Below are 20,466 nucleotides of genomic sequence, written 5' to 3' on the forward strand. Positions count from 1 at the left end.
CACCGCGTCAGACGGCCACGGCACGCTCCAGCGCGGCAATGTCGATCTTGCGCATCGTCATCATGGCCTCCATGGCCCGTCGTGCCAGGGATGTGTCCGAATGCGTCACGAGATCGAGCAGTCGCTGTGGTGTGATCTGCCAGGAGAAGCCCCACCGATCCTTGCACCAGCCGCACGCCGATTCGGTACCGCCGTTGCCGACGATGGCATTCCAGTAGCGGTCGGTATCTTCCTGGGTTTGCGTGAGCACCATGAAGCTCACGGCTTCGTTCGGCGTGAACTCCGGACCGCCATTCAGGCCGACGAAGTGCTGGCCGAGCACCGTGAATTCCACCGTCAGCTCCTCGCCCTTGCCGACACCGGGGATCGGCGAGCGGTGACCGGCGTCGACATGGCTGTCGGGAAAAGTGGCGGCGTAGAATTCGGCCGCTTCGCGCGCGTCGCCGTTGAACCAAACACACGTGACGAGCTTCGTCATGTCAGTCTCCTCTGATGCGCCGCTCGCACGAGCGGCAGGCCCGCAATATCGATCTTCCCGCCTCCATCCTAGTCGACCCGCGCAGGATCGGGTAGGACGCCATGCCATCGGTGTCGAAAACGGGATTGCCGCTGTTCGCGACGCGCGTGGCGCGGCGACGCTATGGAGCCGTGCCAACGCCTGATCGTGCGTCGTCGTCCTGAGCGTCAGGTATTGGAATTTCCCCGGACGGTCGCATTGTGGCGGTGATACGTCTGAGTGGAAGCCAGAAAATGTTTTAATTCGCAATCCAATGGATTTATCGAAAACATGTGAATCAATGTTGAATCAAAAGCGCATATTTCTTCGCGCGGGCACAGGTCTCGGGGCCCGTGGTACGGTCGCCACGGGGCGAATCTTTGTGATTGCCAATTTGAATCGCTCAAGTGACAATCGGCGTCATCACCCGAATTCGATTTCGGGATTCGGGCGAATCCGAGCATAAAACAACCGATTTCTTGAGCAACACGGGCCGGGGCGGATAGGCAACATATTGCTGTAATGTGCACATATTGGAATCGCCGGGAGATCGGCGAGCGCTTCGTGTCCGTTCGAAATGAATGGAATTCGTAACAAAAGACGTTCTGGCGAGCTGCATGGAGCTGCTGCTGGACGCCGTATTTCTCGTCGATCGCACCGGCACACTTGTTTACGTGAGTCCGGCGAGTGCTGCCATCTTCGGGTACGCGCCTGAGGAGCTGATCGGGCGTTCGATGCTCGAATTCGTTGCGAAGGAAGACCGGGAGCGAACGATCGAGGAATCGAAACGCGTCATGTCGGGCGTTCCCCGAATCGGATTCGAGAATCGGTACGTGCACAAGGACGGCCACTATGTGCACATCATGTGGTCCGCCCGTTGGTCCGAAGCCCACGGGCTGCGCATTGGCGTGGCGCGCGACATTTCCGCCAGGAAGCATGCCGAGGCAATGCAGCGGGCAACCTACTCGATCTCCGAGGCCGCTCACGACGCGGCCGACATCCGCTCCCTGTGCCGGGCCGTCCATGACACCCTGTCCACGCTGTTTCCCGTCGATGCGATGGTCGTGGGGACTTGCGACGCGGCTATCGCATCGTGGGAAAAGGCGTACCAATACCGCGAAAGCGCCAACGTTGCGTTGCTCGACTGGTCTCAGGCCCGCGCGCTATCGATGCAGGCGACGCACGGCCAGCAGCCGCTGTGGCGACTGATCGAGGCCGACCCCGGGGCGGCGGCAGAGGCGATCTCGTCCGTGCGTGCCATTGAGTTCTTGCCTGATGGGAATGAGCAGGGTAAGCGTCCGGCTCTCGTCGTGCTGCCCATGGTCACGGCGCGGCGTGCGGTAGGCACGCTCATGATCTACGGTCCGGCGGGAGCCTTGCAGGTCGACGCCGCGCAGCGTCTGCTGGCCTTTGTTTGCGATCAGACGGCGCTGGCAATCGAGCGAAAGCAGCTCATCGACGATCTCTATCACGCGGCGAGGTTCGATGAGCTGACCGGACTGCCGAACCGTCGCACGTTCGGGGAATTCGTCGGCGAGGCGGTGAGACGCGCGCAACGCACCAACGGCAAGCTCGCGCTGCTGTTCGCGGATATCGACGGCTTCAAGGACGTCAATGACAGCCACGGCCATGCCGTGGGCGACCGGCTGCTGTGCGAAATCGGCGGACGCATGAAGGCAGTCGTGGGCGAGGGCGGATTCGTGGCGCGCTACTCGGGCGACGAGTTCGTCGCCATTCTCCAGGACACCGAGATCGTCGAGCGCATCGACTTCGCGGTAACGCGCTTGCGTGCCGAGATCGAGCAGGCCATCGATGTTGACAATGCCGCCGGAAGCGTGAGGGTGGGCGTGAAAGTGAGCGTGGGAGTGGCGGTGTTCCCGGACGACGGCGAATCGATGAGCGAACTCATTCGAATTGCCGATCAGCGCATGTACGCGAACAAGTCCGAGCGTAAGTCGGGCGGCCCGAGCTTTCTCGAACGGTTGGTGTAAAGCGTCATTGCGCGGCGTGGCTGACCGAGCGATTTCGCCGTGATCGTCAGCCGAGGGTCTGCGTCGGCCAGACCATTTCGATTTCGACGGCAATCGAGCGCGCCAGACCGTCGAGGTCGGGGAAAAGCGACGCATTCGTGACGTTCATCCGGTACAGCCATTTCATCGCGTCGGCGCGCAGCGTCGATGGCAACACGATCTTGCGCAGCAGCGGCTCGTCGCTTTCGTAGCCGTCGAGAATTCGATGCAGCGGGCGGTCGATCACGCCCGGCAACACGAAAGTTCCCGACTGGGCGATCAGGCGCCCGTCCATTTCCTCCGGCTCTCCAAACCAGACCACCTCGTTGTCGTTGCCGAGGAAGTATTTCTCCATATTGCCCTTCACACGCGGATCGATCGTGTCCCGGGTGAGCCATGGCGCGTGACGCGGCCGCGCGCGGTCCGCATACAGCGCGGGGGTATTGAGTGCAAAGATGGCTGCGTCGGTTGTTGCGCGCTCCAGTGCGAAGAACGCGGCGACGAACGGGGATTTGGTGAAGTCGAGCAGGCGGGTCGGTGCGCCGTGGTGCTGCATCAGGCCAAGGCAGCGCAGGTCATCGTGCAGCAACTCGGGCCAGGGGACGTGGTTGTGCGCCTTGCGGCGAAAGATGCGAATGGCGCGCGCTTCGCGGCTGCGCCACTGCTCCTTGTCCGATACATAGGCGTGGAGGTAGCGGGACAGCGAGCTTTGCAGGTGCCAACGCTGGTCCTGCTGCCCGCGAAACGCCCATCCTTCGAAGCGCGAAGAGAGTTCCGTGAAATCCTTCCAGCTCTCGACGACGGTGGTGTCCATAGTGGGCGAAATCCTTGAGTCGGCCTGCAGCGATGCGCTGGGCGAAGCGTTCATGCCGGTTTTGTGAGCTCGCCAACGCAGCGCCAGCGATGCGTCGGCCACTATAGTACGGCGACCGTGACAGCTCAAGCATGTTGGCGTCGGCATCTTCGGGCGAATGACCGATGACGCCGACTTACGCTGCTCGGACCGGTGCGAGGTGGCGCGTGAGGGCTTCGAGGGCGGCGTCGGGCGTGATGTCGGAAGTGTCCAGCGTGATGTCGGCCAGCCGGTAAAGCGATTCGCGCGCGTCGAGCATGCGGTGGATGTGATCGAGGGCTTCGTTGCGCAAGGCCTCGGTGGCGATGCGTGCATCGTTCTGCCGCATGACACGCTGGAAGTGAACGTCGGGCCTGGCGCACAGCCATACCGTGCGGAAGGCGCGGAGCACGCGCTCGTACGTCGGCGCTTCCGACACGATGCCGCCGCCCGTGGCAAGCACCACGTGGTCATGCTCGGCAATGATCCGCTCGATGCACTGGCGTTCGATGCGCCGCATCGCCGCCTGACCGTAGAGCGTGATCACTTCGCCGATGGCAATGCCGGCATCGCGCTCGACTTCCTTATCCAGTTCGATGAAGGGCGCGCCAATCGCCTCCGCAAGCATCGGGCCCAACGTCGACTTGCCCGCGCCGCGAAGTCCGATAAGGGCGATGCGTTGCCCCGCACGGCGCCCGTCCGCGGGCTGCGGCACGACGATCTCGCGCCGCAACCGCGAGAGCACTTCCGGCGGTTGCTGGCGCAAATATTCGACCAGGATGAGCAGATCGCCGTCGTAGGCGGTGCGCTCGGCCACCAGCGTCTCCACGCCGACATTCAATGCTTCAGCCAGCTTGTGCAGTACGGCAAGCGACACGTTGCCGGTACCGGCTTCCACGCGCGCGAGGTACGGCAGCGACACGCCGGACTGGGCGGCAAGTTGCTTGCGCGTCATGCCGCGCTGTGCGCGCAGCGTGCGAATTCGCATGGCAAGCGACGCCAGGCGCGACGTCACGCCCGCACCGACGTCGTCGAGCTTGGCAGGCAGGTGCGCATCGGCAGGCAGTTTCGGCATGGGGCGGCAGGGATTCGAAGATGTCGCGCGTAAATATACTATGGGATAGCTCTCTCGCGACAACCCGTGCGGCGTTCGACGACGACGGGTTGCGATTATTGTGCAATAAATTTCCTTGAGTGGTGGATTATCCCTGTTAACCCTGAACTGCATTGCACAAATGGCGAAACGTGGAAAATATCTTATAAGATACTTTCTACGTTTCGGAGCCAATGCAGACATGACCTATTCCCACTTGCGAGTTCACGTTGAAGACGCGATCGCTTTCGTGACGCTCGAGCGTGCCGAGAAGCGCAACGCTCTGTGCGACGCCGCCATCGATTCCCTCGAGGCGGCGTTCCGCGATTTCGACGACAGTGTGCGCGCCGTGGTGTTGAGCGGCGCGGGCGAGCACTTCTGCGCGGGGCTCGACCTCTCGGAGAACAGCACGCGCGACCCGATCGACGTACTGCGTGTCTCGCAGCGCTGGCACAAGGTATTCCACGAGATCCAGTTCGGGGGACGCCCGGTGATCGCCGTGTTGCATGGCGCCGTCATCGGTGGGGGCCTGGAGCTGGCGCTCTGTGCGCATGTGCGCGTTATCGAGCGAAGCGCGTTCTTCCAGTTGCCCGAAGGCAAGCGCGGCATCTTCGTCGGTGGCGGCGCGTCGGTGCGCGTGGCGCGGATTCTCGGGCCGGATCGCATGACGGAGATGATGCTCACCGGCCGTCGCTACGATGCGGCCGACGGCGAACGACTCGGCTTGGGGCATTACCTGACCGAAGCAGGCGAGGGGCTCGCCCTCGCCACGCAACTCGCACGCGACACGGCGCAGAACAGCCCGTTGTCGAACTGGGCGACGATTCACGCGCTTTCGCGCATCCATGACATGTCGATGGGCGACGGCCTGTTCACCGAGTCGGTGACCAGTGCGCTGATGCTCGCCACACCCGAAGCGCGAGAGCGCATGGAACGATTTCTCGGCCGCGCGTCGCGCTAATCGTGCGGCCCACCACGGAGACGAACGTGAAATACGACAACATCGAGCAGGTTGCGGTGATCGGCACCGGCGTGATTGGTGCGAGTTGGGCGGCCTATTTTCTGGCGCGCGGGCTGCGCGTATGCGCATGGGATCCCGCGCCCGGCGCACGCGAGCGCTTGCGCGAAGCGGTGGATGCCCATTGGCCTACGCTCATCCGCATCGGTCTGTCGCCCGACGCGAACCGCGACGCGCTGACGTTCCACGACACGCTCGAGGGCGCGCTGTCGGGTGCTGGATTCGTGCAGGAAAGCGGCCCTGAGCGCGAGGATCTGAAACAGGCGCTGTTTCGCAAGATGGACGCGGCGTTGCCTCCGGACGTGGTGATCGCATCGAGTTCGTCGGGGTTGCTGATGAGCCGGGTGCAATCCGTGTGCGCGCACCCGGGCCGCGTGGTGCTCGGGCATCCGTTCAACCCACCGCATCTGATTCCGCTCGTCGAGGTGATCGGCGGCGAGCAATCGTCAGCCGCGGCGATCGACACCGCGATGCAGTTCTATCGCGCAATCGGCAAGCGACCCATTCACGTGAAGAAAGAGGTCAAGGGGCATATCGCTAACCGGTTGCAGGCGGCGCTATGGCGCGAAGCGATGCATCTGGTCGATACCGGCGTGGCGTCGGTCGGGGACATCGACGACGCCATTGCCTACGGCCCGGGCTTGCGCTGGGCAGCGCTCGGCCCGTTCCTGAATCTGCACCTCTCCGGCGGCGCCGGTGGGATCGCGCATCTGCTCGACCATCTGGGCCCGCCCATCGAGTCATGGTGGGCCGATCTGGGTGAGCCGAAGCTGACCGACGCGCTCAAGGCGCGTATCACCGCGGGGGTGGAGGCCGAACTGGCGGGGCGCGGCAACGCCCGGCTCGAAGCCCAGCGCGACGAGATCATTCTCGGCATTCTCGCGAGCAAGCCGTAACGCCCGTCACCGCGGTGGGGAGGCGGCCGGCGCCACGGGGCAAGACAACCGGTGCGCTGCGACGCAACGCCGATGTCGTCGGCCTGTCGGCCGATGAAACGATTGAACGAACGATTCAAGGAGACACGCATGAGCAAGCCGAAAGTCATCGTCACCATTGCCCCCACGGGGGGGATGGCCCACAAGTCGCAGAATCCGCATTTGCCCACGCAGCCCGACGAGATCGCACGCGACGTCTACGATTGTTACAACGCGGGCGCGAGCGTCGTGGCGATCCACGCGCGACGTCCGGGTGACGATGGTGCCACGTGCGATCCGGCGATCTACCGCGACATCAACCGCCGCATCCGCGACAAGTGCGACATCGTCATCAACAACTCGACCGGAGGCGGCGTGCATGGCGACATGATCGGTCAGGCCGCCAACGGCTATTGGGAAATTCTGTGGGAGGAGCGCATCAAGGGCATGGAGGCTGGCGCCGAGATGTGCACGCTCGATGCCACGACCATCATCGCGAGCTTCGGCGGCAAGGAGCTGCTCATGCACACCTCGCCCGAGCGCTGCAAGCAATTGGCCGTGGAAATGAAAAAGCGCGGCATCAAGCCCGAGTGGGAAGTGTTCAGCCCAACGCACATCGTGCAGGACCTGGCCACGCTTACCGCGGCAGGCTTCGACGAGGAGCCCTTTTTCGTGAACCTCGTGCTGGGCGTGCATCGCGGCTTTCAGAACGCCATGCCTTACACCCCGCGCGTATTGCAGCAAATGGTCGACATGCTGCCCAAGGGGAGCATCTTCTGCGTATCGGGCATCGGCCCAGCGCAGTTGCCCTCGGCGATGAACTCCCTGCTGCTCGGCGGTCACGTGCGCACGGGCCTGGAAGACAACCTCTATTACGAACAAGGCGTGCTGGCGACCAACCAGCAGTTGACCGAGCGCATCGTGCGCATGGTGCGCGATATGGGCTACGAGCCCGCAACGCCGGCCGAAGCCCGTGAAATCATGGGCTTGCCGCGTAACCGGGAGGTGCTGCCGGAGTTCGCCATGCGATGAGTTTCAGCGGTGCGTAGTTGGCTGTCCGGCCCCGATAACGAAAAGACAAGGAGACATGTCACATGGCGGCAAACAGATTCACGCGCGGTATCGCTTTCTCGCTGTCCACGCTCTCGTTTTGCGTGGCTGCATTGTGCACTTCCACCCAGGCGGGCGCGCAACCGGCGGCCGTCACCATCGGCGTAACACTCTCGAGCACCGGTCCCGGCGCATCGCTGGGCATCCCGGAGAAGCAGGCCATCGGCATGCTTGCGCCCACGCTCGGCGGTCTGCCGGTGCGCTACATCGTGCTTGACGATGCCACCGATCCGACGACGGCGACAAAGAACGCACGGCGCCTGGCCACGGAGGACAAGGTCGATGCGATCATCGGGTCGTCGACGACCCCCGCTTGCCTGGCCGTGGCGGCGGTGGCCGCCGACACGCGCACGCCGCAATTGGGGCTGTGTCCGTTCGTGCCGAGCGCGGCACAGATGCGCTACGTCTTTTCGCTGCCGCAATCGGTGGCAGTGATGGCCGACGCGGTGCTCGACGACATGAAGGCGCACAAGGTGAAGACGCTTGGCTTCATCGGCTTCAGCGATTCGTATGGCGAGGCGTGGCTCAAGGACATTCAGGCGCGCGCGGGCGCGCGGCAGATCCAGGTCGCACCGATCGAGCGCTACGCGCGTAACGATCAGTCGGTCACCGCGCAGGCGCTCAAGATGATGTCCGCCAATGTCGACGCCGTGATCATCGCCGCGAGCGGCACGCCGGGTGCGTTGCCCATGAGCACGTTGCGCGAGCGTGGCTACAAGGGGCGCATCTACCAGACGCACGGTGTCGCCAACAACGATTTCCTGCGCGTGGCCGGCAAGAGCGCCGAGGGGGTGATCCTGCCCGTGGGCAACATTCTGGTTGCCGAACAGTTGAGCCCCAGCCACCCCGGCAAGGCAGTGGCCACCGATTTCGCGAAGCGCTACGAAGCGCAGTATGGCGCCGGGTCGCGTAATCTGTTCGCCGGGTACGCCTACGATGCCTACCTGGTGCTCGATCGCGCGGTGGCGGTGGCCGTGAAGCAGGCGCAGCCGGGCACACAGGCGTTTCGCGACGCCCTGGTCTCGGCCATCGAGCAAACCCGTGGCCTTGCGGCAACGCACGGCATGATCAATGTCAGCGCGCAGGACCATTCGGCTTATGGCGAAGACGGTCGTGTGCTCGTCACGGTCAAGGGCGGAAAGTGGACCATCGACTGAATCCCGGCTTCGCAGCGGCCGGCACGCCACGCCTCGCCCGGCCGGATATCGAACGGGAGGCGCGCGCCGACGGCAGTTTCATCATCCGGTCGCGTACCCCGCTGGGCGCTTACGCACGCAGTCCTGCCGATTGGTTGGTGCAGTGGGCCGCGCGCACGCCCGACGCCGTGTTCGTGGCGGAGCGCGCGCAACCGGGCGAGCGTGGCCCGGCGTTGTGGCGGTGTGTGACGTATGGCGACGCGCTGCGCCGCGCTCGCGGCGTGGCGCAGGCATTGCTGGATCTCGGCATTGCCCGCGATCGCCCGGTCGTGATCCTGTCCGACAATAGTGTCAATCATGCGTTGCTCGTGCTCGGCGCGATGATGGCGGGGCGTCACGCTGCCATCGTGTCGTCGGCGTATTCGCGAATTGCGAAGGACATGAGCAAGCTGCACGGCATTCTCGCGCGTCTCGACCCGTCGCTGATCTATGTGGAAGACGGCGATGCCTATGGGCGTGCGCTCGACGGCGCACCGATTCGCTGCCCGATCGTCGCGACCCGCAACGGGCGCGCGGGCTGGCTGTGCTTCGATGCGCTGGCGGGGACCGAGGTCTCACCTGCCGTCGACATCGCATTCGCGCAGGTGCGAGCGGAGGATACGGCCAAGCTGCTGCTGACTTCGGGCTCGACCGGCAAGCCGAAGATCGTTGTCAACTCGCACCGCATGCTCGCCGCGAACCAACAGATGATCGCGCAGTGCTGGCAGTTCATCGACGAGGCCGCGCCGGTGGTGGTCGACTGGTTGCCGTGGAGCCACACGTTCGGCGCCAATCACAACTTCCATATGGCCCTGCGCAACGGCGGTGCGTTCTATGTGGATGACGGCCGCCCGGTGCCGGAGCTGATCGAGCGCTCGGTCGAGGCGCTGCGCGACGTATCGCCGACGTTGCACTTCAACGTGCCGAAGGGGTTCGAGGCGCTCGCGCCGTTCCTGGAAGACGACGAGGCGTTCGCCGCCAGATTCTTCGCCCGCCTGCAAGTGCTGTTTTACGCGGCGGCGAGTTTGCCGCCCGCGCTCTGGCAGCGCTTCGAACGGCTCGCGTCGCGCCATTGCGAGACATTGCCGTTCTTCACGTCGGCGTGGGGGGCGACGGAAACCTCGCCGCTCATCACCAGCGTGCATTTTCCGATCCCGGGCGCGGGCAACATCGGCGTGCCGGCGCCGGGCAACGAGCTGAAGTTCGTGCCCAACGGCGACAAGCTGGAAATGCGCGTGCGAGGCCCGGCGGTATTCGAGCGCTATGCGGGCGATCCCGCCGCGACGGCGCAGGCGTTCGACGACGAAGGGTTTTATCGCACCGGCGACGCCGGTCGCCTGTCGGATCCCCGGGATCCGGGGGCAGGCGTGATTTTCGACGGCCGCGTATCGGAAGACTTCAAGCTGACCAGCGGGACATGGGTCTCCGTCGGCGCGCTGCGCTTGCGGGCGGTCATGGCCCTCGCACCCTACGCGTCGGATGTGGTGATCGCCGGGCACGACCGCGACGAAATCGGTTTGCTGATCTTCCCGAGCCCTGCCATGCGCGCAAAGGCGGTGGAACTGGCGGGCGATGCCGCGCATGCCGGCAAGGCGATGGCGATGCATGGCGAGGTGCGTGCCGCGATTGCGTCCGCGCTCGACCAATTGGCTCAGGATGCGGGCAGTTCGCAGCGCGCGGCGCGCGCTGCGATACTGGGGTCGCCGCCATCGCTGGAGTTGGGGGAGATCACCGACAAGGGCTACGTCAATCAGCGAGCGGTGCTCAATTTGCGTGCGGACGATGTTGCGAGACTGTATTCGACGTGCGAGTCGGTGATTCGCCTGCCGCCGCTCTGACACGTTCGGCGGCCCGCGCGGGGCCAACCTGCAAGCGTAGGAATGTGAGCGCGAAGGCGCGCCGGTGGCACAACGTGCACCGACCGGCGCGCCAGGCCTTCATTGCCCGGGAAGATGTCGCTCAGGCGAGCGCGTCACCGTGGCTTTCCGGCAGGAAGAAGTACACGATGACGGCCGCGAGCAGGAAGAAGCCGGCTGTCGCCCCCAGTGCGGCGCTCACGTTTTCGCCGCGCGAGAGCAGGCCGACCGCGGCCGGGGCGAGTGCGCTGGCCGCGCGCCCGGTGTTATAGATGAAGCCTTGGGCGGTGGCGCGCACCTGCGTCGGAAACATCTCGGCGAAGGTCGGGGCGAAGCCGCTGTAGAACCCCGTGCCGAAGAACGCCACGACCGGACCGAACGCCAGCAGGAGCAGGGGCTCGCGAATCGCCACGTAGAGCGGCACCGTGACCGCCGACACGAGGAAAAAGAGCAGGAACGACTTGCGGCAGCCAATGCGATCGGCGATGTAGCCGAAACACACGAAGCCGGCCGCCGCACCGATCTGCATGATGACGATCCAGGTGGTGGAGCGCAGCAGGTCGAAGCCCGGTCCGCCCTGATCGACGGGCGTGGCGAGATACGCCGGGATCCACGTGAACAATCCCCAGTAGCCGCACATTGCCGCCGCCGTGAAGGCGAGACCGACCATCGTGCTGCGGGCATACGGGCCGAAGAGCATGCCCAGCGTCTGCCCCAGCGTGAGACGCACGCGCTGATCGCGCCAGATGGCCGGTTCCTCGACGTGCCGACGGACCCAGAACGCCAGCACCGTCGGCAGCAGGCCGAACGCGAAGACCCAACGCCAGCCGAAGTACGGCAGGATGACGGCGGCAACGATCGCGGCGACCGCGTAACCGACGGCAAACGCGCTCTGCACCCACGCCATGACTTTCGCGCGATGCTCGGCGGGCCACGTCTCAGTGATGAGGGCGGCGCCGGCCGACCACTCGCCGCCGATCCCGAGCCCGAGCAGGAAGCGGAATACCAGCAGTTGCGTCACCGAGTCGGCGAAGCCGCACAGCGCAGTCCCGATCGAGTAGCACAGGATCGACAGAATCATCGAACGGGTGCGGCCGATGCGATCGGCGAGAAAGCCGAAGAACAATCCCCCGAAAGCGGTGGCCAGCAGCGTGAGCGACGCGATCATGCCCGCCACGCCCTTGTCGAAGTGCAGATCGGCGCTGATGTAGCGAATCACCATCGCGAACAGCATCAGATCCATGATGTCGAGCATCCAGCCGATATACGCCGAACCAAATGCCCGCCATTGCGCGGGGCTCGCGCCGCGATACCACGGCCGGCGTGCCCCGCCCGCCGATTTCAGGGCGGTCGTGCCAGTGTCCATTCTTGTCTCCTTCATGGATGTCATCGTTATATCATGTGCTTTGTATCGATTATCGATACGAGCAGGAATGATTTCGTTTGAATAGTAGCAGGACAATCCGGAGTCGGGTGTTGTGGTAAACCATAAATGGTGCTTTGCGTATCGATGAACGATACTTCGTATCAGCATTGTCTCGATGGTCGGGGCAAGCGATGGGTTACAGGAGATCGAGAAGTGAAGCCGTTTCAATTGCGTTTGTACGAGGACGTCATCGCGCCGAACCACGCGCCTGTCTATCTGCCTGCGGCGAGGCGCGCGATTTTTGTCGTGCGCGGTGACGTAGCCATCGAGTTCGAGACGGGAGCGCAGCATCATCCTGCGCACAGTGCCTGGCTGGGCGAAGACGATGTGGCATTGAACGCGGGCAGCGAAGGTGCGACGCTGTGGCGCTGGGAACTGATGTCGGGCGATGCGCCGACACCGGGCGAGATCGCTTCCGCCCCGGGGGCGTCGTCGACGCTCAAACTGGCCGCGCCCATCGAGCTGGACCCGCGGCAGCGCTGGCTGATGCGATGCGACAAGGTACAATTCCCCCCCGGCGGCGTGGCGCATACGCACGTGCATCAAGGACCTGGCGTGCGCTGCACGCTCGAGGGCGAGATCACGATCGAAACGCTCGGCGCGTCGCATACGCACGGGCCCGGCGAGGCCTGGCTCGAACTGGGGCACGCGCCCGTGCTCGCGCCCACGACCGAGGCGCGCGACACGACATTCATCCGCTGCTTCATCCTGCCGCGGGCCTGCCGGAATCGCAGTTCGATCCGTTATGTCAACGCCGAGGACGCGAACAAGAACAAGCCGCAGCGCTACCATGTGTTCGGCGAGCGTTTCATCTCGCTCGACGCGCAGTAGTCACCGTGCGGCGCCAGTGACAAAGGACACGCAGTGAAACCATCGAAGGACACCCCGAACGGCGTAAGGCCCGGCGCGCACGATGCCGCCACGACCCTGCCGAATCCGTCAAGCCAGGGCGAGGCGGGCGGCGACGAACTCAACACGTCGTCGACTTCGGTGATTTCGCTGCGCATTCTCGAGTTGCTGGCCGAGCGCAATGCCGAGTGTGGGGTGACGCATCTGGCCGAAGCGCTTGGTGTGCCCAAGGCGCGCGTGCATCGTCATCTGACGGCGCTGCGACAGGAGGGCTACGTGGTGCAGAACCCGCGCACCAGCCGCTATCGCATCGGCTGGCGCCTGTTCCTGCTGGGCCAGAAGCTCGTCAAGCAGTTCGATGTGGTGGGGCTGGCGCGCCCGGTCATGGAGGAGTTGCGCGATGCCGTGGGGCAGACCATCGTCATCAGCTCGTTTACCGAGAAGGATGTGGTCGTGCTCGACGTCATGCGCGGGCGCAGTCCGTTGGAGATCCTGCTGCACCCGGGTACGCAGTTCAAGCTGCACAGCGTGGCGCAGGGCAAGATCGCCCTGGCATTCGGCCCGCCCGAACGACGTGATGCCGTGCTCTGCGGGCCTCTCGAAGCGTGCACGCCCCACACGATCACCGATCCGATGCGGCTCTCTCACGAACTCGCGCTGGTGCGCGAACGCGGCTGGGCCGACGCGCCGGAGGAAGTGTTCCTCGGCGTGAATGCATTGGCCGCGCCCATCGTGCAGGACGATGGATCGCTCTTCGGCACCCTCGCCATCGTCGGCTCGATTCATTACTTGCCGGCGCATCCCAATCCGCAAACGGTCGCCGCGCTGACCGACGCCGCGCGGCGCATCTCGCGCCTGCTGGGGGGCGCTCGCGGCAATTGACCCCCGCGTCTGCGGTCGCCGCGTCGGCATAACGGCGCGCGTCAGGGGTGAGCCATTCGCGTGGCGCCGGGGTGGCCGGGCAGGCAGCCGAGGCCTTCCAGTGTGCTTTGCACGGCCACGTCGAGCGGCGTATGCGGTTCCTCTCCCAGCACCGCGACAAGGCGCGTGTTGTCCATGCGCACTGGCTGCCGCCAGAGATAGCGCATTTCGCGCATTTCGCGCATTTCGCGCAGCGTCGTGACGAACGGGGACGCAAGTCCGACGAGCCACCAGGGGAAGCGGCGCACGGTCGCCTTGACGCCGCACTGTGCCATCACGCGAACGATTGCCCCGGCCATTTGCGTGCCATCGGCATCCCAGTGGCCTGCCATATGAAAATTCGAGAATTCGCCGAGCGTCGCGCGTCGTTCGATGAGGGCCAGCATGGTGCGGGCAACGTCAGGCAGGTATGACCATTGATGCCCCACGCCGGGCGAATTCGGTACCCGCACCGTGCGCGTGATCCTGCCTGGCCTTACCAATCCTTGTCCGAACCAGCTGTTGCGTGTCTGTGCGCCGAAGAAGTCTCCGGCGCGCACGACGATGGTTTGCACGCCATGACGCGCCGCATCGCGCAAACGGCTTTCCATGGCCGCGCGAATCCGTCCCTTGCGGGTCAGCGCCTGTTGTGGAGCGTCTTCATGTAGCACGGGGAACGTCTGGGGACCGTAGTTGTAGACCGTGCCCGGCAACACGATCGTCGTGCGGTGCCGGGTGGCCGCGACGATGGTGTTGTCCAGCATCGGCAGTACCTGCGTATCCCAATTCCGATACCCCGGCGGATTGACCGCATGCACGATCACGTCGCAATTGCGCGCGGCGGCGAGCACGTCGGCCGGGTGCATGGCGTCACCGTCGAGCCACTGCACGCTGCTCGAAGCAACCTGCGTGCGCGGCGCACCGCCGCGCCGCAGCGCCCGCACCTGCCAGCCGGCCGCCAGCAACTGGCGGGTGACTTCGCCGCCGATGCCGCCCGTCGCGCCCAACACGAGGGCGCGGCCGACGCCGTTGCGAGATTCGGGGGTCATGGTGTCGCTCCTGAGATGAGGAAAGTGACGCCATTTTCAGTCTTGGCCAGCTAATTTAAAATTACCGTAAATCATCTATCGGTTAAACATTTTTGTATGACTGAGCATCTGAGCTGGGATCTCTATCGGACCTTTCTCGCCGTGTTGACCGAGGGATCGCTCTCGGGCGCGGCGCGCGTGCTCGGCATGACGCAACCGACGGCCGGGCGGCATGTTGCGGCGCTCGAAGCAGCGATCGGACAGTCGCTGTTTACCCGTTCGCAGACGGGATTGCAGCCGACGGATGCGGCACAGGCGCTTCGCGCGCACGCGCAGGCGATGCAGCACACGGCACAGGCATTCGAGCGCGCGGCCGCCAGTCATGGCGACGGGGTGAGCGGTGTCGTGCGCATCTCGGCGAGCGAGGTCGTGGGCGTGGAAGTCCTGCCGCCGATCCTGAGCGCACTGCGGCGCGCGCATCCGCAACTGATCATCGAGCTGGTGCCGACGAACCGCATTCAGGATCTGCTGCATCGGGAGGTGGACATTGCCGTGCGCATGGCGCCGCCGCAGCAGGAGGCGCTGGTCGCACGCCGCGTGGGAAGCATCGACATCGGTTTGCATGCCCGCGACGACTATCTCGCGCGTTACGGCCAGCCTGCCTCGCTGGCCGATCTGGCACACCACGCGGTGATCGGTTTCGATCGGATGACGCCATTTCTGCGGGAGGCCACTCGGCGCTTTCCCAACTGGACGCGAGAGCGTTTCGCGTTTCGTGCCGACAGCGATCTGGCGCAACTCGCCATGCTGCGCGCCGGGTACGGGATCGGTGCTTGCCAGGTGCCGCTCGCGCGGCGTGACAACCGGCTGGTTCGCTTGCTCCCCGCGGCGTTTCGCTTCAGGCTTCCCACCTGGGTCGCGATGCACGAAGACCTGCGTGCGAATCCGCGCTGTCGGGTGACATTCGATGCGCTCGTGGCCGGATTGACGAGCTATATGGCCGAATAGGGCTGGCGCGCGGCTCGCATGTCACGTGTGTCGGCGTGTCGATTCCGTACCGCAATGGGGAAGATTCGTGATATACAATATATCAAAAATATCGACAATCACGAGACAATCACCGCGCCATGTTCGACGCTTCCTTGTTTGGCCGCATGTCCGCAGACGTCCTGGTGTCGCCTTCCCGCGCGGCGGAGGCGGGGCAGGCGGAGTCCGGCACGCCTTCGAGTTCCCCGTCGGCCCTTGCCGCATTACCTCCCGGGCGGCACCCGCTCGGCCTCAGTGAGACGCGCGACGCCGTACTGTATGTGCCGCCGGATCTGCCGACGGACCAACCGGTCGCACTTTTCGTCATGTTTCATGGTGCGGGCGGGTTCCCCGAGAAGGTGTTGCCGCACATCGAACCGCATGCCCGGCAACACAAGTTTCTCGTGCTTGCTCCGCATTCGACCTTTCCGACGTGGGACATCGTGATCGGCGGCAACGGCCCTGATCTCGAGCGTCTCGAGCAGGCGCTGCGCATCGTGGCGCAGCGGTATCGCATCGATGCTGGCCGAGTGGCGTTCGCGGGCTTCTCCGACGGCGCGAGCTACGCGCTGTCGATCGGCGTGACGAATGGCGATATCGCGAGTCATGTCATTGCGTTCTCGGGCGGCTTCATGTCCATCTTCATGCAGGAAGGACAGCCGCGCGTCTTCGTCGCGCACGGCCTGATCGACGAACAATTGCCGATTGCGACCAGCGGTCGCGCAAACGCCCAAAAGCTCAAGGCGGCAGGCTATGACGTGGAGTACGTCGAATTCGATGGGCTGCACATCATCGAACCGGGCGTCGTGGCACGCGCCATCGATTTCTTCCTCGCCTGACACGCGCGCTGCCACAACGCACAGCACGCACGGGCAACACCGCCTTACGGGGAGTGCCGTTCATGGATTTCGAAATTCCCGAGTCACTGATTCATCCCTTGCTGCAACTGATCGGCGCCGATTCGGCGCTGGGCAAACAACTGACCGCCTATGGTGTGTGCCGGGGCAACATGATGGTGTCGAGCGAGTGGTTCGACGCAAAGTCGCTCAACACGCTCTACCTCCTGTGCAAGACGCAGAACGAACGCGCGCTGATGTTTCAGATGCTCGCGCTCGACAATGCTTACAACGCGCCGCAGGCACGCGTCATCCCCAGCCTGGACAAGCTGGTGCCGGGCCTCGTCGCCTACCTCGCGCGCGACGTCATCGACGGCTGGCTGTACCAGCGCCATCGCGACGGCGCGTTGTTGCCATGGCTCGTGCGGCGCCTGCGCTACGTGGAGCCGGAGCAGGGCGCGCCGTATGTCGTCATCGACATGCTGGCGAACACGATGCAGTCGGCCAACTCGAACCTGACGGAGCAGCGCTTGCGCCGTTCCGGCATGACGACCTCGCTCGTTTTCACGCGCGACGACATCGCCAACCGCACGATTCCCGAATTGCTGGCCGAGTTCGGTTTCTACAAGGAGTGTGCCGAGTTCAAGCACGAGTACGAGCAGCACGCGCAACGCTTCCTGAAAGTGCAGCGCGCGTTCGGCGCGCAATTCGTCATTCGTCGCGCGGCGTTCTCCGTCGATCCGAAGGGGGTGACGGAACTGATTCGCGTGGTGGACGGTACGGCGGCCAGGTGCGTGAACGACGAAGAGCGGCTGGAGCGCAACTTCGAGATGGCGTGCGATGCGGACTTCTGGCGCAACGCCGAAATCGACCGGGCGTTCGAGACGATACCGCTGCATTGCTATGTGCACGTGTTTCATCTCGACTGGCATCGCAATCTCTGGGTACACGTGCAGAACATGACCGAGTACGAGTACCAGCCGGGGCTGCGCGACAAGCTCGTGCTGCCGTCGCACCATCATGACCTGATCGACATCCTCACGTCGAACATGAACGTGATGATGCCGGACTTCGTGCCCGGGAAATCGGGGGGCGCCACGATTCTGTGTCAGGGAGCGCCCGGATTGGGCAAGACCCTGACGGCCGAGATCTACTCGGAGGTCGTGGGCAAGCCGCTGTATCGCGTGCACTCTGGGCAGTTGGGCACCACCGCCGCGTCGGTAGGGGCCACACTCATGACCATCCTGCGTCGCGCGATGCGTTGGAACGCGATCCTGCTGCTCGACGAGGCCGACGTGTACATCCGGCGCCGCGACAACGATTTGGAGCACAACGCCATCGTGGCGGAATTCCTGCGCTCGCTGGAGTACTTCCACGGCTTGCTCTTCATGACGACGAACCGCAGCGGCGATGTCGACGACGCCATCCTGTCGCGCTGCATCGCCACGATCCACTACGATACGCCTTGCCCGGAACACGCGCGCCGGCTCTGGCGCATGCAGGCGGAGCAGGTGGGGGCGTATCTCGACGACAGCCTGATCGAGACGTTGGCGAGTCGCTATCCGAAGGCCAGCGGGCGCGACATCAAGGAGCTCATGAAGCTCGCCAGCCGCTACTGCAAGGTCAAGGACATCCCTTATACGGAGGACGTGTTCCGGCTGTGCGGGCTGTTTCGTGGCTACGACGCATGACATACCCCGGCGGCGAGCGCAGTGCGCGCATCACGGAAATTCATGACACCTTGCAGCATGTCGATATCCGGGAAAACTAGAGGCGCGCGCGGGCGCCCGTCTGGCTATATTGGAGCCGAACCGGCGCCGGCTTGTCGGCTTGCCGTGGACGCAAGCGCATCGCGGCTTGTGCGCCCATGAGATTGCTGCGCCGCGCCATTCGATCGGCGAGGCAAGGAGATGCAGTGGAGACGCATGGTGAACTGCACCGGGCGATATTGAACAATATCCCGGACCAGGCCTGGCTCAAGGACACCGAGTCGCGGTACATCCTGGTCAATGAGGCCTTCATGGCCGCCTGCGGCCGCACGGAAGCCGAAATCATCGGTCGCACACCGGACAAGGTCTGGGCCTCCGAATGGGGGCGCGTCTACCTGGCGACCGACAGGGCGGTGGTGGCCAGTGGCGTGCGACGCCGCTACGAGGAAAGCCGGCCCGGGCCAGACGGCACACCGCACTGGTTCGATACGGTCAAGATGCCCGTGCATGATGCGCATGGTCGCATCGTAGGCACTGTCGGCATTTCTCGCGACATCACCGATCGCAAGCGCTCGGAAATGGCGTTGCTCGATTCCCGCGCACAGTTGCGCCAACTCTCCGCCTACCTGCAGACGGTGCGCGAGGCGGAGCGCACACGATTGTCTCGCGAACTGCATGACGAACTCGGTCAATGGCTTGGCGGCCTGCGTCTTGGGCTGAGCTACCTCGAGACCCAGCCCGACGCATCGGCGCACGATCGGGCCGCGCACATCCAGATGCTCAAGGATCTGGTCGACGAGACGATCGATGCGGTGCACCGCATCGCCGCCGACCTGCGCCCCGCCGTGCTTGACGAACTCGGTCTGCACGCCGCGCTCGAATGGCTCACCGAGACGTTCTCGCAGCGTCACGGCCTGCCCTGCGAACTGGTCATGCCTGACACGGTGACGGCGTGCCTGGACAGCGAGTGCAGCACGGCCATTTTCCGGATCGTGCAGGAGTCGCTCACCAATGCGAGTCGTCACGGACAACCGTCGTACGTGCGCGTGGTGTTCGATCTGCGCGAGGGCCACTGCCATGTGAGCATTGCCGACGACGGCAGGGGCATGGATACCGCGCAGGCGAGCCATGGACAGCGCCTCGGCCTGATGGGGATGCGCGAGCGCGCACTGATGCTCGGCGGTGCGTTCGACATCGAAAGCGCGCCAGGGCAGGGCACGCGCGTGAGCGTTCGTATCCCCGCCCGCTCGGCCGCCGCAGCGACGGATCGCCCGGACGCGCCGAATGCCGCGACAATCACCAACGCAGCGGGGTGGTCATGCGAGTGATGATTGCCGACGACCACGCGATCATTCGCGATGGCCTGAAGAAGATCATTTCCACGGCGCCCGACATGAGCGTGGCGTCCGAAGCCGTCGATGGCAACGACGTCCTGAATCGACTACGCCTGAGCGCCGTCGACGTGCTGCTGCTCGACATGTCGATGCCCGGCAAGAGCGGCATCGCACTGATCGCCCAGATCAAGGCCAGCTATCCGACACTGCCGATTCTCGTGCTGAGCATGTATCGGGAATCGCAGTACGCGGTGCAGGCGATCCGGGCCGGCGCGGCCGGCTACCTCACCAAGAATGCCGAGTCGGAGCAACTGATGAGCGCCATCCGGCGTGTGGCGCGCGGGGGCACCGTCGTCTCGCCGCTGGTCGCCGAGAAGCTCGTTCGACAACTTCAGCAGCCTGCCGAAGCGCTGCCGCACACCCGGCTCACCGCACGCGAATTCCAGATCTTCCAGATGCTGGTCGAGGGCAATGGCATCAACGACATCGCCCGATGCCTGTCCCTCTCCGCCAAGACGGTCAGCACCCACAAGGCGAACGTCCTGACAAAGATGGACATCCCATCGACCGCGGGACTGGTGCACTACGCCATCGAGCACGGCCTGATCGTCGCCGGCACCGACGCCTGACGCCGCGGCGCGGACCACGCGCCGGGCCATCCTCCCTCCTGCGCTTCCGCATGCTGCAGCGCGTCTAGGGAAATTCCTAGACGAAAACCAGCAAATCCCGATGCCCCTTCCGCGGGCGCGCTTCTAATCTTGCTTCAAGCCCCGATGCGAGGCAGGCGCGATCAGCGCCGGCTACGCGGCCGGGGCACGCTTTCATTGCCACCCGGCCGGCGTTCGCCAGCTGATC

At 64.6% G+C, this 20,466-nt stretch carries 18 protein-coding genes; 13 read left to right on the forward strand and 5 right to left on the reverse strand.

What is annotated here, in order from left to right; all coding sequences use genetic code 11:
- Nucleotides 1-7: 7 nt before the first annotated feature.
- The gene (locus tag LV28_RS35320) at nt 8-478 is read right to left on the reverse strand and encodes a VOC family protein (protein WP_023595853.1); all 471 of its coding nucleotides are present in this window, start codon (nt 476-478) and stop codon (nt 8-10) included.
- 635 nt (nt 479-1,113) lie between these two features.
- Between LV28_RS35320 and LV28_RS35325 the strand changes: the two genes are divergently transcribed.
- The gene (locus LV28_RS35325) at nt 1,114-2,487 is read left to right on the forward strand and encodes a sensor domain-containing protein (RefSeq protein ID WP_048806355.1); all 1,374 of its coding nucleotides are present in this window, start codon (nt 1,114-1,116) and stop codon (nt 2,485-2,487) included.
- A 46-nt stretch (nt 2,488-2,533) separates the two neighbouring features.
- Here the strand turns inward: LV28_RS35325 and LV28_RS35330 are convergent, their stop codons facing one another.
- Entirely contained in the window at nt 2,534-3,319 is a 786-nt protein-coding gene (locus LV28_RS35330; protein ID WP_023595855.1) for an FRG domain-containing protein, read from the reverse strand.
- A gap of 175 nt (nt 3,320-3,494) precedes the next feature.
- On the reverse strand, nt 3,495-4,412 hold the full coding sequence (locus tag LV28_RS35335; RefSeq protein ID WP_023595856.1) for a helix-turn-helix transcriptional regulator: 918 nt from the start codon (nt 4,410-4,412) through the stop codon (nt 3,495-3,497).
- A 220-nt stretch (nt 4,413-4,632) separates the two neighbouring features.
- Between LV28_RS35335 and LV28_RS35340 the strand changes: the two genes are divergently transcribed.
- The 5 genes from LV28_RS35340 to LV28_RS35360 all read left to right on the forward strand — a co-directional run bounded on the left by LV28_RS35340 (nt 4,633) and on the right by LV28_RS35360 (nt 10,485).
- Nucleotides 4,633-5,391, forward strand: a complete 759-nt coding sequence (locus LV28_RS35340; protein ID WP_023874433.1) for a crotonase/enoyl-CoA hydratase family protein — start codon at nt 4,633-4,635, stop codon at nt 5,389-5,391.
- 26 nt (nt 5,392-5,417) lie between these two features.
- Nucleotides 5,418-6,344: a 3-hydroxyacyl-CoA dehydrogenase NAD-binding domain-containing protein gene (locus tag LV28_RS35345; protein WP_024788492.1), complete on the forward strand. Its 927-nt coding sequence runs from the start codon at nt 5,418-5,420 to the stop codon at nt 6,342-6,344.
- Nucleotides 6,345-6,473: 129 nt separating this feature from the next.
- A complete protein-coding gene (locus LV28_RS35350; RefSeq protein WP_023874429.1) occupies nt 6,474-7,394 on the forward strand; it encodes a beta-keto acid cleavage family enzyme in 921 nt (306 codons plus the stop codon).
- 62 nt (nt 7,395-7,456) lie between these two features.
- The gene (locus LV28_RS35355) at nt 7,457-8,629 is read left to right on the forward strand and encodes an ABC transporter substrate-binding protein (RefSeq protein ID WP_023595860.1); all 1,173 of its coding nucleotides are present in this window, start codon (nt 7,457-7,459) and stop codon (nt 8,627-8,629) included.
- A complete protein-coding gene (locus LV28_RS35360) occupies nt 8,614-10,485 on the forward strand; it encodes a feruloyl-CoA synthase (RefSeq protein ID WP_081326869.1) in 1,872 nt (623 codons plus the stop codon). The genes LV28_RS35355 and LV28_RS35360 overlap by 16 nt, the downstream gene beginning before the upstream one ends.
- A 121-nt stretch (nt 10,486-10,606) precedes the next feature.
- Here LV28_RS35360 and LV28_RS35365 read toward each other — a convergent pair whose 3' ends face one another.
- On the reverse strand, nt 10,607-11,869 hold the full coding sequence (locus LV28_RS35365; protein WP_038617656.1) for an MFS transporter: 1,263 nt from the start codon (nt 11,867-11,869) through the stop codon (nt 10,607-10,609).
- A 213-nt stretch (nt 11,870-12,082) separates the two neighbouring features.
- Here LV28_RS35365 and LV28_RS35370 point away from each other — a divergent pair, with 213 nt between their 5' ends.
- Together LV28_RS35370 and LV28_RS35375 are read left to right on the forward strand one after the other, a co-directional pair.
- The gene (locus LV28_RS35370) at nt 12,083-12,760 is read left to right on the forward strand and encodes a cupin domain-containing protein (RefSeq protein ID WP_023595863.1); all 678 of its coding nucleotides are present in this window, start codon (nt 12,083-12,085) and stop codon (nt 12,758-12,760) included.
- 33 nt (nt 12,761-12,793) lie between these two features.
- Nucleotides 12,794-13,660: an IclR family transcriptional regulator gene (locus LV28_RS35375; protein ID WP_023595864.1), complete on the forward strand. Its 867-nt coding sequence runs from the start codon at nt 12,794-12,796 to the stop codon at nt 13,658-13,660.
- A 41-nt stretch (nt 13,661-13,701) separates the two neighbouring features.
- On the opposite strand, the gene LV28_RS35380 is transcribed toward LV28_RS35375, so the two are convergent.
- Nucleotides 13,702-14,727, reverse strand: a complete 1,026-nt coding sequence (locus tag LV28_RS35380; protein ID WP_038617652.1) for an NAD(P)H-binding protein — start codon at nt 14,725-14,727, stop codon at nt 13,702-13,704.
- Between the two features lie 96 nt (nt 14,728-14,823).
- Between LV28_RS35380 and LV28_RS35385 the strand changes: the two genes are divergently transcribed.
- The 5 genes from LV28_RS35385 (at nt 14,824) to LV28_RS35405 (ending at nt 20,240) form a co-directional block, all read left to right on the forward strand.
- The gene (locus tag LV28_RS35385) at nt 14,824-15,714 is read left to right on the forward strand and encodes a LysR family transcriptional regulator (protein WP_023595866.1); all 891 of its coding nucleotides are present in this window, start codon (nt 14,824-14,826) and stop codon (nt 15,712-15,714) included.
- A gap of 119 nt (nt 15,715-15,833) precedes the next feature.
- Entirely contained in the window at nt 15,834-16,571 is a 738-nt protein-coding gene (locus LV28_RS35390; protein ID WP_023595867.1) for an alpha/beta hydrolase, read from the forward strand.
- 62 nt (nt 16,572-16,633) lie between these two features.
- Nucleotides 16,634-18,259, forward strand: a complete 1,626-nt coding sequence (locus LV28_RS35395) for an AAA family ATPase (protein ID WP_023595868.1) — start codon at nt 16,634-16,636, stop codon at nt 18,257-18,259.
- A gap of 224 nt (nt 18,260-18,483) precedes the next feature.
- Nucleotides 18,484-19,605, forward strand: coding sequence for a PAS domain-containing sensor histidine kinase (locus LV28_RS35400; RefSeq protein WP_048806354.1), 1,122 nt, complete (start codon nt 18,484-18,486; stop codon nt 19,603-19,605).
- Nucleotides 19,596-20,240, forward strand: a complete 645-nt coding sequence (locus LV28_RS35405; protein WP_038617648.1) for a response regulator — start codon at nt 19,596-19,598, stop codon at nt 20,238-20,240. The genes LV28_RS35400 and LV28_RS35405 overlap by 10 nt, the downstream gene beginning before the upstream one ends.
- Nucleotides 20,241-20,466: the final 226 nt, after the last annotated feature.

The organism is Pandoraea pnomenusa (assembly GCF_000767615.3).
Lineage (GTDB): Bacteria > Pseudomonadota > Gammaproteobacteria > Burkholderiales > Burkholderiaceae > Pandoraea > Pandoraea pnomenusa.